Source organism: Helicobacter kayseriensis, from assembly GCF_021300655.1.
In the GTDB taxonomy this organism is placed as follows: Bacteria; Campylobacterota; Campylobacteria; order Campylobacterales; family Helicobacteraceae; genus Helicobacter_G; species Helicobacter_G kayseriensis.
Window position 1 is genome coordinate 53,428 of record NZ_JAJTNB010000003.1, and the last position, 16,129, is coordinate 69,556.

Here is a 16,129-nt window from a genome sequence, read left to right on the forward strand (position 1 = left end):
ATTTGACCAAAATGGAGACAAGAGTTGATTACTAGACCCTGTGTGATTTTGTGTGGAGGAAAAAGTTCTAGAATGGGTGAAAACAAGGCATTGCTTTCTTTTGGAGGAAGGACATTGCTTGGTTTTCTCATCAAAAAATATCAAATGATCTTTGAAAAGGTTTATTTGTGTTGCAAACAAGAACATGTGAAATTTTATGAGAGATTGGGAGTATCGCTTTTGATTGAAAAGAGTCCGATTTTTTCGCCTATGATAGGTCTTCAAATGGCATTGCAAAATCTTTCTCAAAACCCATTTATTGTTTCTGTAGATTGCCCATTTTTGCAAGAAGAGCATTTTTTGCAAATCCAGAAGAAATTTTTAGAATGCAATTCAGATATTGTTTATGCAAAAACTTTAGAGAAATCTCATTTCTTGATTGGGATATATACAAATAAAGTTCTTCCTATTTTAAGAGAAAAGATACAAAAAGAGGACTATAAGATGTCTAGCCTTATTCAAGTGTGCTGTGCTGATTATGTTTTATTTGATAGCGAAGAGTCTTTTAGCAATCTCAACACAAAAGAAGATTATGTATTGGCTCTTGAGAGGATAAAAAATGGCATCTGATGAAGAAAAAACAGAAGCTCCATCGGCTAGAAAAATTGCTAAGGCAAGAGAAGAAGGAAATGTTGCCAAAAGTCCAGAAGTTATTGGATTTTTGGGATTAATGATTGGATTGAGTTTAGTCTTCTTTCTTTTTTCTTATTGGCTTGATGGGGTCCAAAGAGTTTATTTTGAAGTCATGAGACAGATGAAAACCGAGCTCAGCATTCAAGATGCTCTCAATTTATTTTTGTCCCTAACTTGGCAGATTTTTCTTTTGGTCTCTCCTATCTTTTTGGCTCTTATTGTTGGCGGAGTCTTCGGAAATATTTTTCAATTTGGACTCCTTTTTGCCCCAAAAGTAATCATTCCAAAGTTTTCAAAGATCAATCCCCTTACAGGGATCAAAAATGTCATTTCACTCAAAAAATTGATAGAGGGGATGTTTATTACTTTCAAAGTTCTTTTGGCTTTTAGCGTGGGATTTTTGGTTTTTTTGAGTTTTTTGGATGAGATTCCATTGATGAGCAGATTAGATATTTTTTCTCAAATGGTTTGGTTTAGAAATAAAGCCATATTGTTGATAGGAGTTTTGTTGGTTTTGTTTGCGATTTTATCTTTGACTGATTTTTTGATTAAGAAATATCAATACACCAAATCTCTTAGAATGAGCAAAAAAGAAATTAAAGATGAGCACAAACAACAAGAAGGAAGTCCCGAAGTCAAACAGAAAATCCGGCAAATGCAAATGAAGGCTGCTATGAATCGGATGATGAAAAATATTCCTAGTGCTTCTGTTGTCGTGACAAATCCGACACACTACGCTGTAGCATTGCGTTTTAATAAGGAAGATAAGGATAAATTTGGAGTCCCTATTGTTGTAGCCAAAGGGATTGATCATCTGGCAATTCGTATTAAATCGATTGCAAGAGAACATGATATACAAGTGATTGAAAATCCTCCATTGGCTCGAGAGCTCTATGCGCGTATTGAGATAGAATATCCTATAGAGGATGATTTATTTGTCGCTGTTGCTGCTTTGCTTAAAGAGGTAATTAGGCTTGAAAAACTGCAAGGCAAAAACAATCGTTTTGAGTTTTAAAGATTGTTTTTGATATGATTTTAAATACTATCAGAATCAATCAATCTTCATTTGGGAATTTGTGTTATGGGAAGAGTTAGAGGTTATCGGAGAACAACAAACTATAGAGGATTTTTTGTCTTTTTATTTTTTGTTTTTATTGTTACGCTTGTTTATGTTGTAAAAGATTCGGATATTTTTGAAAAGAGATTGCCAGAAATTGAGATGGAAGAATACTCATATTGGAATCCCAAAGTCCCTGTTCCTATTGTATTTCGTGATGAAAGCAGTATCAAAGAATATTCTATCACTGCCACTCTTGCAAATGGCGCTAAGGTTTTGGATCTCAAAGAGGTTGTGCTAGATAAACCCAAAGAAATAAAAATCAATCTTCCTATTCCTAAAATTGCTCTAAAAGAGGGAGAGAAATTGCACTATGTGATTCGCGTTACAGATTGGAGTAATGCGAATTTTTTTAGCGGAAATACTCAAACAAAAGAGCTCAATTTGATTGTTGATTCTCTTGCTCCAAAAGTAGATGTTGTGGCATCTTCTTTTGCAATCACTTATGGCGGAAGTGCGTTGATTGTTTTTAAAGCTCAGGATGAAAATCTCAAAAGTGTTATTTTTAGCAATGGAATAGATGAGTTTAAACCTTTTCCCTATATAGCAAAAGGATACTATGCTGTGATTGTGGCATGGCCGATTAAAAACACTTCATTTTCTCCATTGATTATTGCAACAGATTATGCAAATAATCAAACAAAATATCGAGTTGCAATTGTCAAAAGAACGAAGGCTTATCGCAAGTCTATTTTAAAACTTCAAGATAAAAATTTTGATCAAGTCCATAAAATGCTTCTTCAGATTGGAAGAAAGAATCCTGATAGTTTTGCTGAGGGTGGAGCTAAATTTAAATATCTTAATGAAGAAATCCGAAGAGAAGATGAGAGTGAGATTTATCAAGCATCTAATAATTTCCCTTTAGAATTAATTGATAAGGCACCTATTTTTGAGCGTTTTTATCCTTTGAAGGGCGGGCAGGTTGTAGGATCTTTTGGTGATGCAAGACATTATTTCTATAAAGATCAAAATGTCAGCAATTCATATCACTTAGGCCTTGATATTGCAAGCACGAAGCACGCTCCAATTTTACTTTCTAATGCTGGATTGGTTGTTTTAGAAAAGAGATTGGGACTTTATGGCAATACGATTGTTGTTTATCATGCACTTGGTCTTTCATCTTCTTATTCTCATATTTCAACATTTAATTCAAAATTGGACGATTTCTTGAAAGAAGATTCTGTTCTAGCCTATACGGGATCTACAGGATGGGCCTTTGGGGATCATTTGCATTTTGGAATTATTGTTCAAGGGCATTTTGTTTGGATTGCAGAATGGATGGATTCCAAGTGGATTAAGAACAATATCACATCTGTTTTACAAAAGGGTGAGAAGATCATAAAAGGACAAATTAAATGAAACAAACAACGATTAAAAAGCCTGTTGAGGTTGTTGGGATTGGATTACACAAAGGCGTTCCTGTCACGATGAGCCTTGAGCCATTACCTGCTAATAGTGGCATTGTTTTTTATAGGACAGATTTGGGCGTTAAGATTCCGCTCCATCCTGATTATGTTGTCGATACGACAATGGCGACTGTGTTGGGTAAAGATGGAGCAAGGATAAGCACTATTGAGCATTTTTTATCTGCTGTCCATGCTTATGGAATCGATAATCTACTTGTAAAAGTTGATAATGAAGAGATTCCAATCATGGACGGAAGTGCGATTGGCTATTGTGCTTTATTGGATGAGGCAGGAGTTGAGTATCTACGGGCAAGCAAAAGAGCCATTGAGATTAAAAAGCCTATTGAGGTTAGAGACGGAGAAAAGTTTGTTCGCATTGAGCCAAGTGATCAAACAATTTTTGATTTTAAAATTAAATTTGATCATCCTAGTATCAAAGAACAAGTGTATTGTTTCCGCTTTAGTACCCAAGCCTACAAAGAAGAAATCGCTAGAGCTCGCACTTTTGGTTTTTTGAGTGAGGTGAATTATTTGCGATCAGTTGGTCTTGCTAAGGGGGGAGGATTGCATAATTGTATTGTGCTAGATGAAAGTGGGATTTTAAATAAAGAAGGGTTGCGATATCCTGAAGAATTTGCTCGACATAAAATCTTAGATGCAATTGGTGATATGGCAATTCTAGGAATGCCTCTTCTTGGGACTTATGTGGCTTTTGCAGGAAGTCATAAGCTCAATCATCTTTTGACTAAACAAATTTTAGCCCAAAGTGATGCTTATGAGATTGTTACTCTTCCAGAAGAGGTGCAAGAATATGAAGTTGAGTATGCTTATGCCAAAGAATGATTTGCTTTTGTTTTCAAGCCTCAATCCTGTCTTATACGGAATTTATACGCAGGGACAATTACAAGAATCTTTTCGGTGCGAAGACAAGACGCTCGATGCGCTGATTGAGGTTCAAGAAGTTATCACAAAGCATAAAGTTAAGAGGGTTTTTTATGCAAATGGTCCTGGGAGTTTTACAGCTATTAAATTGACTCATATTTTTTTGCAAACTTTGCATATAGTGGAAGGTATTGAATTATTTTGTGTAGATAGCTTTTTTTTCAATTCCAATGCACCCATCAAGGCTTTTGGAAATCGATATTTTCAAAAAAAGCAAGGACAAATTGTTTTGGAGAGTTTTGAAAAACAGCCAGAGAGTGTGTTTGTGTTGCCTAAAATTTTAAATGAAGATGCCTTTGGCTCTCAATGTGAGCCATTGTATATTCTTCCTGCAGTTTAAGGAGGAGAGTTGGTTATTACAGTTCCAGCAACAAGTGCTAATCTTGGGCCAGGATTTGATTGTCTTGGATTGTCGTTGAATTTTAGAAATCGGTTTGAAATTGTCCCTGCGCTTGAAACAAAAGTTGTGGTTCGAGGAGAGGGGGCAGAAAGATTGAGAGCAGATGAGAGCAATTTGTTTGTCAAGATTTTTAGAGAAGTTTTGAGAGATCTTGGAAGCAAAGAGAAGCACTTTCATTTTAAATTTTTTAATCAAATTCCTATTTCAAGAGGTCTTGGTAGTAGCTCAGCTATGATTGTTGGAGCGATTAGCGGAGCTTATGCAATAGCAGGAAAAAAGCTTGATCGCGGTGCGATCTTAAATCATGCAATTAAATACGAAAAACATCCAGATAATATTGCTCCCGCAACATTTGGAGGATTTGTTATCTCCATGCTTGAAAAAAATAAAGTTTTTTATCTTAAACAAACTCTTCCTAAGGACATTAAGGCTGTTGTAGTTGTTCCAGATAAGCCGATGAATACAAAATATTCTCGCTCTCTCTTGCCCAAAGAATACAGCGTAAAAGATTGCGTTTTTAATATTTCACATGCAAGCTTTTTGAGTGGAATCTTTATGAGCGGTAAGTGGGAGTTTCTCAATCTTGCAAGCAAGGATATGTTGCATCAAGATCGCAGAATGGCAACTTTCCCTATTTTGAAAGAAGTAAGAAAATTTGCTCTCTCTCATGGTGCATTGATGAGTACTCTTTCAGGCAGTGGGTCTAGTATTTTTAATCTATGTTTTGCAGACGATAAGGCAGGGCTTGCAAAAAAATTAAGTGAGCGTTTTAGAGAGTTTAGGGTTTTGGCACTTGATTTTGATAATTTAGGTGTCCTCAAACAAGGCTAATTTGGTAGAATGTTTGCTTTTAAAAAAATGTATTCATTGGCTTCCCAAAAAAGTATAAGAATGTGCGTTTGTTGCCGAAAAAGATTTTTGCAAAAAAGTCTTTTGAGATTATCTATAGATAGCGAAAAAATCAAGCTTTTTTCTGGAAGCGGAAGAAGCTTTTATTTGTGTAGCGAATGCTTAGAAAATCCAAAAACTGGGGATAGGATTGCAAAAATCAAGAAGTTGGACGCCCAAGCCAAACATCAGATAAAGGAGATCATCGCCTTATGGGAATCACAATCAAAGAATTTGCCACAGAGCTAGCGATTAATAATGTTAAAGACGTTATAGAACGAGCAAAGGAAATTGGGATTGCGGTTAAAAATGCAAGCACTGTTATTGAAGATGAAGAGGCAGAAAAGCTAGCAAACTATATTGAAAGTGGAATTCTTCCACAGGGGATCAAAAAGCCTCAAAGCAAGGCCAAAACAACAAAACAAGCTCCAAAAGAACAATCTAAAAAAGAGACAAAAGAGGTTATTTCTCCCAAGCCAAGCCCAGAAACACAAGAGAAAAAAGAGGAAAAGCTTGCTGTAGTCGAAGATAAAGAAAAACAGCTTGTTAATAAGCGTATGGGAATTACAATTGTCAAAAAAGGAAGAGAATCTCAAGCTTCTCGCCCAAAAGAAGAAGCCAAGGAGATTCGTTCAACTCCCAATATCAAAGATCTTTTCCAAGAGATCAAACAAGAAGAAACTCAAGAAATTCAGCCCAAGATTCGCAAAAAAGAAAAGCCAAAGCTCCATGTTTCTCACAAACAAAATGAAAAGAAAATGGATTTTGATCGCGAATTTGGAAGTAGTTATGAAGATGAGAATGATGAGATTGTGTTGTTTGATCTTCATGAGCAAGAAATTAAAAATGAAGATGAAGAAAATCGAGCCAAGCAAGCAATCGTTGATCGTGTTCAAATGCAAAAAAGAAACAAATGGATGAATGAAGGAGGCATTAGGCGCGATAGAAAGAAACGCAAAGCCCCCCCTGCTCCCACTGCAAGCAAAAGCGCACAGAGTGCAATTGTGATCCCCGAAGAAATTCGTGTTTATGAGTTTGCCGATATTGCTGGAAGGGAGCTTAAAGAGGTGATTGGAGCTCTTTTTAAGCTTGGTGTAATGATGACCAAAAATGACTTTTTGGATCGTGATGCACTAGAGATTCTGGCTGAAGAATTTAGTATTGAGATTTCTTTCCAAAGCGTTGTTCCAGAATTGGAAATTGAAGAAGATGAAGGATTGGAGACATTTGAGCGACCTCCAGTTGTAACAATTATGGGACATGTTGATCATGGAAAAACTTCTTTGCTTGATAAAATCAGAAATTCTCGTGTAGCTAGCGGAGAAGCGGGAGGAATCACTCAGCATATTGGTGCTTATATGGTGGAGAAAAATGAAAAGATGATTTCTTTCATTGATACTCCTGGGCATGAAGCTTTCACAGAGATGCGATCAAGAGGTGCTCAAGTTACCGATATTGCCATTATTGTAGTGGCAGCTGATGATGGCGTGAAACAACAAACGATTGAGGCACTCAATCATGCCAAGGCCGCAGGAGTGCAAATTATTATTGCAATTAACAAAATGGACAAAGAAAATGCCAATCCGGATAAGGCAAAAGCTGAATGTGCAGAGCTTGGATTTACACCAAGTGAATGGGGAGGAGAATATGATTTTATTCCCCTTTCTGCTAAAACAGGAGAAGGGATTGAGGAGTTGCTAGAAACAATTTTGGTCCAAGCTGAGCTAATGGAACTCAAAGCTGCTCACTCCTCTAAGGCAAGAGCTGTAGTCTTGGAGGGAAGCTTGGAGAAGGGGCGAGGACCTGTTGCGACAATCATTGTGCAAAATGGAATCCTTAAAGTGGGTGATCCAATTGTTGCTGATACTGCTTTTGGGAGAGTAAGGGCACTACTTGATGATAAGGGAAGAAATATTCAAGAACTCTACCCTTCTGGTGTAGCTGTTGTAACAGGGTTGTCTGAAGTGCCAAGTGCAGGATCGAAATTGATCAGTGTTGAAAGCGACACTGTAGCAAGAGAGCAGGCAATGCAGAAGGCAAACTATTTGCGTCAAAAAGAATTGAGTAAAAGTACAAAAGTAAGCTTTGATGAATTGAGCGAGATGGTTGCAAAAGGTCAGCTCAAATCGCTCCTAGTTATTATTAAGGCTGATACGCAAGGCTCTCTTGAGGCGATTAAGGCGAGCTTGGCAAAACTAAATAATGATGAAGTCGTGATCAATGTGATTAGTTTTGGTGTGGGCGGAATCTCAGAGAGCGATATTTCTCTTGCGAGCGCATCAGAAAATTGTGTGATTTTGGGCTTTAATGTTCGTCCAACAGGTAGCGTAAAAAACAAGGCAAAAGAATTGGGCGTTGAGATTAAGACTTATTCTATTATCTATGCCCTTATTGATGATGTTAAGGCGTTGGTCTCTGGAATGATGTCTCCTGTGTTTGAAGAAGAAAATACAGGACAAGCAGAAGTAAGAGAGACATTTAATATCGCAAAAGTTGGAACAATTGCAGGTTGCTTTGTGGTGGATGGCAGTATTCAAAGAGGAATCAAAGTCCGTCTTATCCGCAATGGAGTAGTTGTGCATACTGGATCGATTGCCTCACTTAAGCGCTTTAAAGATGATGTCAAAGAGGTTGCAAAAGGCTATGAGTGTGGGATTATGCTTGAGAACTTCAATGATGTGCGTGCGGGGGATGTGTTTGAGACATTTAGAGAAGTGGCCAAAAAGCAGGTACTTTAAAGATGCAAAATATCAAGCTTCAACGCTCTCAGTCCTTGCTCAAAGAGCTGGTCACTGAAGCTTTGAGCACTCTTAATAATCCCAATCTAAACTCCTTGAGCGTTACAGATGTGGTGTGTTCGCGTGGAAAATACAATGCTGAGGTCTTTATCGAATCAAGCAGTCTAACTCAATCAGAAAAAAGCTTGATACTTAGAGAATTAAAAAAAGCAGAGAGTGTTTTGAGAGAGTATATTTTGGGATCTAGTGGATGGTTTAAGTGTCCAAGATTAACTTTTAAGTTTGATGAAAGCTTGAAGTCTCGCAATGCCTTGGACAAGATTTTTGAACAAATTCAAAAGGAGAGATGCAAGTAATGATTTCTTCGCAGATTCAGGAAAAAATAGAAAAATACATTCAAAGTTGTGGATGTGAGCTCTATGGAATCGAATTGGTCAAAGACTTTGGGCAAGATGTTTTGAGGGTTAGTGTTTATTCTAAAGAGGGCGTAAGTTTGGATAAATGTCAAGAAATCAGTCATTTGATTTCTCCGTTTTTAGATGTTGAAGATCCGATTGCATCTAAGTATATTTTGGAGGTTAGCTCGCCTGGGATTGAAAGGGTTTTGAAAAATCCTCGTCACTTTTCTTTTTCACTTGGAGAGGAAGTTCAGGTTAAAAATATTGACAAGACTATTATTGAGGGAGTTTTAAAGTCTTGTGATGATGAGGGATTTGTGCTTGTAAATTCTCAAGGAGAGCATAAGATTGCTTATGCACAAACCAAAAAAGTAAAAACAATTTTTAGATGGTAAAAGCTCAAGAAATTTTTCTTCTTCAGGCGATTTCTGAGGCGTGGGAAGTGCAAACTCTTGCCCTTCCCAATCCCTCTGTAGGTGCTCTCATTCTCTCTAAAGATTTTGAAATCTTGGCCTTAGAGGCTCATGAGCGTTTTGGATCTTCGCATGCTGAACTTTTGGCCTTTAAGAGTGCTTTTTTGAAGTTGAATGCGGATGTGAAAAAAGAGGTTTTAGATTCTTTATCACCCAAAGAATTATGGGATTTTCTAGCTAAAAATCATGGAGGGGTTTTTAAGGAATGCAGTGTATTTGTGACCCTTGAGCCTTGCTTGCATGAAGGGAAAACACCATCGTGTGCAAAGCTTCTCTCTATCTTGCATCCTAAATGCGTTGTTTTTGGAGCAAGTGATCCAACATCGCAAGCAAAAGGTGGGGCAGAGTTTTTGTCTTCTTGTGGTATTGAAGTCCTGGGCGGGGTATGTTTGCAACAGAGTTTAGATTTGCTTTATCCGTTTATGACTTATGTCCATAAGGGAAGATTTAATCTTTTTAAGATTGCCCAAAGGCTAAATGGCGATTACAAAAGAGGACAAATCTCAAATATGGCTTCTCGTATTTTTACCCATACGCAAAGAAGCAATGCTGATTCTATTGTGATTTCTGGCAATACAGTAAGGACAGATTCTCCAAAGTTAGATACGCGTTTTTCGCGCATTCAAAATAAAACTCCCAAGATTCAAATTCTTACTCAAACTTTTACGCCTACAGATTGTATTTGTGCTAATGATATTAGGCTATACAATCATGTTGATGATTTGCAGCTTGAAGAGGGCTTTAATCTCATTGAGGGGGGATATCCATTATTGAGTGTTTTAAGGAATAAGATTGATGGACTTTTGCTGATTGTTGCTCCAAAATTTGGTGGAAGCAATCCTACTAAAGCTCCAGATATGAATTTTGATCTTTTATATGCTCAAGAATTTTGTGAAGCAAGTCGAGATATTGCATTATGGCTCAAACCCAAAGACCTCCTTTAATCCGACTTTATCAATTAAGGGATGGGTATTGTTATAACAGTGATAGCTTATTTTTGTTTGATTTTGCAAGACGGTTTTTGAAAAAAGGAGCAAGAATCTTAGATGTTGGGTGCGGGAGCGGGATCTTGGGTGCCTTGTGTATCAGGGATTTTGACTGTAGGGTGGAAATGGTTGAAAAGGATCCTGATAGCTCGTTTTTAGCTCAGATTAATGTGCCTAGAGCCAAAGTGCATTGTATGGATTTTTTGGAATTTTGGGATGAAGAGAAGTTTGATTTTATTCTTTCCAATCCCCCTTTTTATCGCGCAGAGATTCTCCCTTCTAAAAATCAAAAGCTCAATCTTGCTCGCAATGAATCTTCTCTTCCACTTGAATTGATGCTTAAACAGGTCAAAAGAAACCTTAAGCCCAATGGCGGAGTCGCTTTTTGTTATGATGCAAAGGAAGTGCATCGTGTTTTTTATGCTTTGAAAGATGCGGGGTTTAATGCTGAGGTAGCGAGGTTTGTGCATCCCAGAGAGTCTCAAAATGCCACTCTTGCAATGATTTGGGCAAGGATTCAGAGCAAGAAGAGTTTGCAAGTTTTGCCTCCGCTTTTTACGCATATTGGATCACAGCAAACGGATAATTCTTTGGAAGTGCAGAAAATCTATCATTCTTGCAATACTTATAGTATCAAGATTGATCAGATATAGATGTAAAAAAGAGGTTTTGACAGCTCTGCTTAAGAGTTAATCAACCGCTCTTTGTGGTGCCTAGGGGTTGTGCCTCATCTAAACTTGTTTTATGTAATGCGTTTTGGATTTTAAAAGCAGAGGATTTCTCAGGAGGATTGAAATTAGAGGGGGTTTTGTGCAATAGGGTTTAAAGAATCGATTGCATTTTAGGGGCTAAATATGCCCAAGCTCTAGCTTGAAATTTTTTGATCATAGATTAAAAATAAGTTTGTAAAAACAGGACTGATATAAAAATCACTATATAGGCTTGAGGTTTGAGCTTGTTGCTAGAAAAGGGCAAAACTTTGCATAAATCAATCATGAGATGATTTTTCAAATTGCTAGGTTATGATTTTGAGCTTTTAAGATGAGATACCCCCCATTTTTTTTAAATTATTGTTGCACTGGGATAATGAATCCAACCTCAACTTGTGACCAAGTATATCCTTCGTGAAAATCTTGACAAGCTTTTGCCAATTGTTTCAGTGCCCCATCTAATTTAAAAGAAAGAACATCAAAAATACCCTTTGCAATGAGCTGTCCTTCTTTGATCTCATATTGCATAGGAACGAGTTGGCTTTTTTTGTTCATTGTAATTTTTGCAAGAATTGTTCCTTTGTCCTCGCCTTCAATGACTTGTTCGATTTTTACTTTGATATCTTTCCCTTCAAACTTTTTGAAAAAACTATTGGTTAAGTTTTCCTCAGAAACAGGATTTCCTGTGACTACTTTAGACAAATCGATTTTGGCTGTTGCTCCAAGAAGACTTCCGCTAATCCCACTTTTTTTTGAAAATTTGTATTGGACATCGCTGAAGCTTCCTTTAACTGGAGTTTTATTGATGAGTTTGTAAGCCTCCCAATACATTTGTGTTTTAGATGTATCTAGATTGATACCAAAACAAGCTCCAATCGTCAAAATCGAAGCGAGCACTATTTTTTTCATTGCATCTCCTTTTGATAATTTCCCACCTTTGGTCAATTTTACTTGATTTATTTATAGTAAAAGCAAATTTTTATTTTTTTCTAGTTTTTGTTGATTGGAGTTACAAAAAGGAACAATTTGGCCAGATTGGTGTTATATATTCTAAAATTGTAAGTTTTGATTTGATCGGTGCAAGGAGAGATGGCAATGATTTGTGTTTTTGATATTGAAACTGTTCCTGATGTTGATTTGTTGAGGAAAAAATTTGGATATACAGGGAGTGAGTTGGAAATCTGTTTGCAGGCTTTTGAGGATCAAAAAAATAAAAGTGGAAGCGAATTTTTACCCATTGCATTTCACAAAATTATTTCTATTGCAAGCGTTGTTTGTGATGAATATGGAAAATTTGAAAAAGTGGGAGTATTTGGACGCAAACAAGAAGTTCAAGATTCTTATATTGAAGAGGTGACTCTGGGAGATTTTTTAAAATGGTTTAATAAAGCTCAGCCAAGACTTGTTAGTTTCAATGGACGAGGGTTTGACTTGCCTACAATGATGCTTAGGGCGATGAAATACAATATGGAATCTTTGGCATATTTTGAGCAAGACAACTCTCTTTTGAATAAAAACAAATGGGAGAATTATCGGCAACGCTATAGCGAGCGTTTTCATACAGATCTATTGGATAGTTTGGGGCATTTTGGGAGCGTGAGGGGATTGAGACTTGATGATGTGTCAAGTTTATGTGGATTGCCTGGAAAATACGATGTAAGCGGGGATGATGTTTTTTCTCTTTATTATGCAGAAAAGAATCTAAAAAAAATAGATGAATATTGTCAAAGTGATGTGCTTAATACCTATTGGGTCTATCTTAAATATGAGGTTTTGAAGGGAAATCTAACTTTGAGAGATTATGTCGAGATCTTACAAGATTGGAAGGATAAGCTTCCAAAAGACAAAGAATATTCAGAAATTTTTAATGAGCATCTTCAAAAGGAAATAGAAAAATGCACTATGTAGATGAAAATGGAGAGGTGGTAGAAAGAGAAGAATTGCTTAGGGAGATAGAGCATTTGCTCAATCGTTTGGGATCTGGGGACGAAAGTGTATTGTCTGAAGAAATTATGAGGGAGTTGGAGATCAAAGATCTTCTTGGGATTCGAAATCGTTTGATTCAAAAAAATGGAAAGGAAATTGAACAAAATCAAGAATGGCTTTTTGGGCTTGTGGATTCGTGATTGTGTTATGATTCTTGCTCTAAAAGTTTTTTAGGAGAAAAGATTGAAAATGCTTATTGTTGATGATAGCTCAACGATGAGAAGAATCATCAAAAATACATTATTAAGATTGGGATATACCGATGTGTTGGAAGCCGGAAATGGAATTGAGGCTTGGGAGATTTTAGATCAAAATCACGATATCAGCGTTTTAATCACAGATTGGAATATGCCTGAAATGAATGGTTTGGAGCTAGTAAGAAGAACAAGATCAGATGAACGCTTTTTGAATATTCCTATTATTATGGTGACAACAGAAGGAGGAAAAGCTGAGGTAATTGCGGCAATCAAAGCAGGTGTAAATAACTACATTGTCAAGCCCTTTACCCCTCAGGTGTTGAAAGAAAAATTAGAAATGGTTTTGGGAATCAATGAAAGATAACGATCAATACTATGAAATTCTTTTTGAGCCTTATGAGTGTTATGAGGCATATTTAGACTTTGTGATTTCTGAAATAGAAGATTGTGTGGAAGAAGTTTCTACACCCTATCATTTAGAGACAAAAAATCAAGATCTTAAAAATTGGAATCTCTCTGAATTTTTTACTAACCAAGAGCAAAGATACCCACAAATTGTCATTAGAACCCTTCAAAATCCCCTGTCTGTTGTAGAGTTGCTTAGATCTTTTGCAAAGATTTTATCAGAGCGCATGCAAGAGAAAGTTGATTTTGGTTTGGGTTATAGAGTATGTCAAAATAAAGACTGGATTGAGGCTTATAGGCAATCTATTTTGCCTGTGAGCGTTGGAGGATTTTATATTCGCCCCTCTTGGCATCTACAAACCTCTGAGGAGGGCTTGAAAGATTTGGTGATTGATCCAGCGCTGGCTTTTGGGTCGGGTCATCATGCAAGCACTGCTATGTGTTTGAAGTGTTTGAGTGCCATAGATTTGCAGACAAAGAGGCTTTTAGATGTGGGTTGTGGAAGTGGGATTTTAGGAATTGCTGCAAGTATGCTTGGGGCAAATGTTGAGATTTGTGACACGGATGAATTGGCAATTAAGGAGAGTGATAAAAATTTTGCCCTCAACCATCAAAAGATAGTTCGTTCATGGGTTGGATCGATTGGTTTGGCTCAAGGAGAATATGATGTGATTGTGGCCAATATTTTGGCATCTATTTTAATAATGCTCAAATCCGATTTGTCGCATAAGCTCAAGAAGGGAGGGATCTTGATACTTTCTGGAATTTTAAGTGAATATAAGCAGCAAGTTTTAGATCGATTTTGTGATTTTGAAGTGGATCAAATTTTGGAAAAAGATGAGTGGGTTGCTCTAAAACTCATCAAACTTAAGTAACATTGAAAAAATAAAATTTATTACAAAAGGTAGGAGATGAAAGAAAATCCAAAAGACAAAAAACCTTTTTCAAAAAACCCCATTTTAGTTTTTGTGGTTTTTGCACTGATTGCAATGGTGATTTTTAGATTTTTCTCGCCAAGCGATGGGCTTTTGAATGAAAAGATGAGCGCCATTACAAGCAAAAAAGAGATTAGCTACTATGAGCTTAAGCAGTTGATTCAAAACAAAGAAGTCAGCGCTGTAAGCATTGGTCAAACGATGGTTAGGGCTATTTCTGGAGATGAAAGAACACTTTATATTGCCAAGAAAGTCAATGATCCCTCATTGGTAAAACTTCTGGATGAAAACAAGATCCAATACAGTGGATTTAGTGAAGATAATCTTTTTATGGAGGTCTTGAGTTGGATTCTTCCTGTTTTGATTTTTATCGGATTTTGGATGTTTATGGCCAATCGTGTGCAAAAAAATATGGGCAATGGCATTTTTGGGATGGGGAGTGCCAAAAAGCTTGTAAATGCTGAAAAACCCAATGTTAAATTTGATGATATGGCAGGAAATGATGAAGCCAAAGAAGAAGTTGTGGAGATTGTGGATTTCTTAAAATATCCTGATCGCTATACTCTTTTGGGTGCAAAGATTCCAAGAGGAGTGCTTTTGGTTGGACCTCCCGGAACAGGAAAAACGCTTTTGGCAAAAGCTGTGGCAGGTGAGGCAAATGTTCCATTTTTTTCTATGAGTGGAAGTAGCTTTATTGAAATGTTTGTAGGACTTGGAGCAAGTCGCGTAAGAGATCTCTTTGAAATGGCAAAAAAAGAAGCCCCAAGTATTATTTTTATTGATGAGATTGATGCGATTGGAAAAAGTCGTGCGGCTGGGGGAATTGTAAGCGGAAATGATGAAAGAGAACAAACACTCAATCAGCTTTTGGCAGAAATGGATGGATTTGGAAGTGAGGCGGCTCCTGTGATTGTGCTTGCAGCAACCAATCGTCCAGAAATTTTGGATCCTGCGCTTTTGCGTCCAGGTCGATTTGATCGTCAAGTACTTGTTGATAAGCCCGACTATAAAGGAAGACTTGATATTTTAAGAGTGCATATTAAAGCCATTAAGCCTTCTAGAGATGTGGATTTGCAAGAGATTGCAAAAATGACAGCAGGACTTGCTGGGGCAGATTTGGCCAATATCATTAATGAAGCCGCATTGCTTGCAGGGCGAGCAAATAAAAAAGAAGTCACTCAGGCAGATCTAAAAGAAGCTGTTGAGAGAGGAATTGCTGGATTAGAGAAAAAATCAAGAAGAATTAGTAAGAAAGAAAAGCACATTGTTGCTTATCATGAGAGTGGTCATGCTCTGATTAGCGAGCTTACAAAAGGTGCAGATAGGGTCAATAAAGTTTCCATCATTCCGCGTGGAATGGCAGCTCTTGGTTATACCCTTAATACTCCACAAGAAAACAAATATTTGGTCCAAAAACATGAGTTGATTGCTGATGTTGATGTTTTGTTGGGTGGTCGTGCAGCTGAAGATGTTTTCCTTGGAGAAATTTCTACGGGCGCAAGCAATGATTTGGAGCGAGCAACTGATATTTTAAAAGCTATGGCAAGTTATTATGGAATGACTGAAGTTAGTGGATTGATGGTGCTTGAAAAACCAAGAAATTCATTTTTGAATGGGGGAATGGGCGGAAATGCAGAATATAGTGAAAAAACTGCTGAAAAATTAGATAGCTTTATCCAAAAGACATTGAGTGAACGCTTTGAAAGTGTCAAGCAAACACTTAGAGATTATTCTGAAGCCATTGAGACAATGGTGCAAGAGCTTCTTGAGAAAGAGGTGATCGATGGAGAGAGAGTTAGAACAATTATTAAGGAATATGAAGAGAAGAAAGGTCTTCCCTCAAGACTTGCAATTCACGAAGAAGAAAAGTAAGGAG

Annotated in this window: 18 protein-coding genes; 17 read left to right on the forward strand and 1 reads right to left on the reverse strand. The window is 37.1% G+C overall.

Annotation, left to right across the window (positions count from 1 at the left end):
* Positions 1–24: 24 nt before the first annotated feature.
* The 12 genes from LW137_RS03555 to LW137_RS03610 all read left to right on the forward strand — a co-directional run bounded on the left by LW137_RS03555 (position 25) and on the right by LW137_RS03610 (position 10,673).
* On the forward strand, positions 25–609 hold the full coding sequence (locus LW137_RS03555) for an NTP transferase domain-containing protein (RefSeq protein ID WP_233033253.1): 585 nt from the start codon (positions 25–27) through the stop codon (positions 607–609).
* On the forward strand, positions 599–1,687 hold the full coding sequence (gene flhB, locus LW137_RS03560) for a flagellar biosynthesis protein FlhB (RefSeq protein ID WP_233033254.1): 1,089 nt from the start codon (positions 599–601) through the stop codon (positions 1,685–1,687). Before LW137_RS03555 ends, flhB begins: the two co-directional genes overlap by 11 nt.
* A gap of 66 nt (positions 1,688–1,753) precedes the next feature.
* Positions 1,754–3,148, forward strand: coding sequence for a M23 family metallopeptidase (locus LW137_RS03565; RefSeq protein WP_233033255.1), 1,395 nt, complete (start codon positions 1,754–1,756; stop codon positions 3,146–3,148).
* Complete coding sequence (lpxC, locus tag LW137_RS03570) at positions 3,145–4,038, forward strand: UDP-3-O-acyl-N-acetylglucosamine deacetylase (protein WP_233033256.1); 894 nt, start codon at positions 3,145–3,147, stop codon at positions 4,036–4,038. Before LW137_RS03565 ends, lpxC begins: the two co-directional genes overlap by 4 nt.
* Entirely contained in the window at positions 4,007–4,477 is a 471-nt protein-coding gene (locus tag LW137_RS03575; RefSeq protein ID WP_233033257.1) for a hypothetical protein, read from the forward strand. The genes lpxC and LW137_RS03575 overlap by 32 nt, the downstream gene beginning before the upstream one ends.
* A gap of 9 nt (positions 4,478–4,486) precedes the next feature.
* Complete coding sequence (gene thrB / locus LW137_RS03580) at positions 4,487–5,368, forward strand: homoserine kinase (RefSeq protein WP_233033259.1); 882 nt, start codon at positions 4,487–4,489, stop codon at positions 5,366–5,368.
* 60 nt (positions 5,369–5,428) lie between these two features.
* Complete coding sequence (locus tag LW137_RS03585) at positions 5,429–5,674, forward strand: DUF448 domain-containing protein (RefSeq protein WP_233050781.1); 246 nt, start codon at positions 5,429–5,431, stop codon at positions 5,672–5,674.
* Positions 5,638–8,163, forward strand: a complete 2,526-nt coding sequence (gene infB, locus LW137_RS03590; protein ID WP_233033261.1) for a translation initiation factor IF-2 — start codon at positions 5,638–5,640, stop codon at positions 8,161–8,163. Before LW137_RS03585 ends, infB begins: the two co-directional genes overlap by 37 nt.
* A gap of 2 nt (positions 8,164–8,165) precedes the next feature.
* Positions 8,166–8,519, forward strand: coding sequence for a 30S ribosome-binding factor RbfA (gene rbfA, locus LW137_RS03595; RefSeq protein ID WP_233033262.1), 354 nt, complete (start codon positions 8,166–8,168; stop codon positions 8,517–8,519).
* Between the two features lie 2 nt (positions 8,520–8,521).
* Positions 8,522–8,956, forward strand: a complete 435-nt coding sequence (locus LW137_RS03600; RefSeq protein ID WP_428845619.1) for a ribosome maturation factor RimP — start codon at positions 8,522–8,524, stop codon at positions 8,954–8,956.
* Positions 8,950–9,978 (forward strand): bifunctional diaminohydroxyphosphoribosylaminopyrimidine deaminase/5-amino-6-(5-phosphoribosylamino)uracil reductase RibD, encoded by a 1,029-nt coding sequence (ribD, locus tag LW137_RS03605; protein ID WP_233033264.1) that lies wholly within the window; start codon positions 8,950–8,952, stop codon positions 9,976–9,978. The genes LW137_RS03600 and ribD overlap by 7 nt, the downstream gene beginning before the upstream one ends.
* Before the next feature lie 53 nt (positions 9,979–10,031).
* Complete coding sequence (locus tag LW137_RS03610) at positions 10,032–10,673, forward strand: tRNA1(Val) (adenine(37)-N6)-methyltransferase (protein WP_233033265.1); 642 nt, start codon at positions 10,032–10,034, stop codon at positions 10,671–10,673.
* A 414-nt stretch (positions 10,674–11,087) separates the two neighbouring features.
* Here LW137_RS03610 and LW137_RS03615 read toward each other — a convergent pair whose 3' ends face one another.
* The gene (locus tag LW137_RS03615) at positions 11,088–11,639 is read right to left on the reverse strand and encodes a YceI family protein (protein ID WP_233033266.1); all 552 of its coding nucleotides are present in this window, start codon (positions 11,637–11,639) and stop codon (positions 11,088–11,090) included.
* A gap of 186 nt (positions 11,640–11,825) precedes the next feature.
* Here LW137_RS03615 and LW137_RS03620 point away from each other — a divergent pair, with 186 nt between their 5' ends.
* The 5 genes from LW137_RS03620 to ftsH are packed head-to-tail and all read left to right on the forward strand — an operon-like array spanning position 11,826 to position 16,125.
* Positions 11,826–12,638, forward strand: coding sequence for a 3'-5' exonuclease (locus tag LW137_RS03620; RefSeq protein ID WP_233033268.1), 813 nt, complete (start codon positions 11,826–11,828; stop codon positions 12,636–12,638).
* Entirely contained in the window at positions 12,626–12,856 is a 231-nt protein-coding gene (locus LW137_RS03625; protein ID WP_233033270.1) for a hypothetical protein, read from the forward strand. The genes LW137_RS03620 and LW137_RS03625 overlap by 13 nt, the downstream gene beginning before the upstream one ends.
* 43 nt (positions 12,857–12,899) lie before the next feature.
* On the forward strand, positions 12,900–13,277 hold the full coding sequence (locus LW137_RS03630; protein ID WP_233033272.1) for a response regulator: 378 nt from the start codon (positions 12,900–12,902) through the stop codon (positions 13,275–13,277).
* Complete coding sequence (locus LW137_RS03635; RefSeq protein ID WP_233033274.1) at positions 13,267–14,193, forward strand: 50S ribosomal protein L11 methyltransferase; 927 nt, start codon at positions 13,267–13,269, stop codon at positions 14,191–14,193. Before LW137_RS03630 ends, LW137_RS03635 begins: the two co-directional genes overlap by 11 nt.
* A gap of 36 nt (positions 14,194–14,229) precedes the next feature.
* A complete protein-coding gene (gene ftsH, locus LW137_RS03640; RefSeq protein WP_233033276.1) occupies positions 14,230–16,125 on the forward strand; it encodes an ATP-dependent zinc metalloprotease FtsH in 1,896 nt (631 codons plus the stop codon).
* The last annotated feature ends 4 nt before the right edge of the window (positions 16,126–16,129 follow it).

Bases quoted from the DNA above. Each gene is read 5' to 3' on its own strand.
- LW137_RS03615 (WP_233033266.1), bottom strand. From the start codon at position 11,639: ATGAAAAAAATAGTGCTCGCTTCGATTTTGACGATTGGAGCTTGTTTT.
- LW137_RS03635 (WP_233033274.1), top strand. From the start codon at position 13,267: ATGAAAGATAACGATCAATACTATGAAATTCTTTTTGAGCCTTATGAG.
- LW137_RS03625 (WP_233033270.1), top strand. From the start codon at position 12,626: ATGCACTATGTAGATGAAAATGGAGAGGTGGTAGAAAGAGAAGAATTG.
- lpxC (WP_233033256.1), top strand. From the start codon at position 3,145: ATGAAACAAACAACGATTAAAAAGCCTGTTGAGGTTGTTGGGATTGGA.
- LW137_RS03565 (WP_233033255.1), top strand. From the start codon at position 1,754: ATGGGAAGAGTTAGAGGTTATCGGAGAACAACAAACTATAGAGGATTT.
- flhB (WP_233033254.1), top strand. From the start codon at position 599: ATGGCATCTGATGAAGAAAAAACAGAAGCTCCATCGGCTAGAAAAATT.
- ribD (WP_233033264.1), top strand. From the start codon at position 8,950: ATGGTAAAAGCTCAAGAAATTTTTCTTCTTCAGGCGATTTCTGAGGCG.
- rbfA (WP_233033262.1), top strand. From the start codon at position 8,166: ATGCAAAATATCAAGCTTCAACGCTCTCAGTCCTTGCTCAAAGAGCTG.
- LW137_RS03575 (WP_233033257.1), top strand. From the start codon at position 4,007: ATGAAGTTGAGTATGCTTATGCCAAAGAATGATTTGCTTTTGTTTTCA.
- LW137_RS03620 (WP_233033268.1), top strand. From the start codon at position 11,826: ATGATTTGTGTTTTTGATATTGAAACTGTTCCTGATGTTGATTTGTTG.
- LW137_RS03585 (WP_233050781.1), top strand. From the start codon at position 5,429: ATGTGCGTTTGTTGCCGAAAAAGATTTTTGCAAAAAAGTCTTTTGAGA.
- infB (WP_233033261.1), top strand. From the start codon at position 5,638: ATGGGAATCACAATCAAAGAATTTGCCACAGAGCTAGCGATTAATAAT.
- ftsH (WP_233033276.1), top strand. From the start codon at position 14,230: ATGAAAGAAAATCCAAAAGACAAAAAACCTTTTTCAAAAAACCCCATT.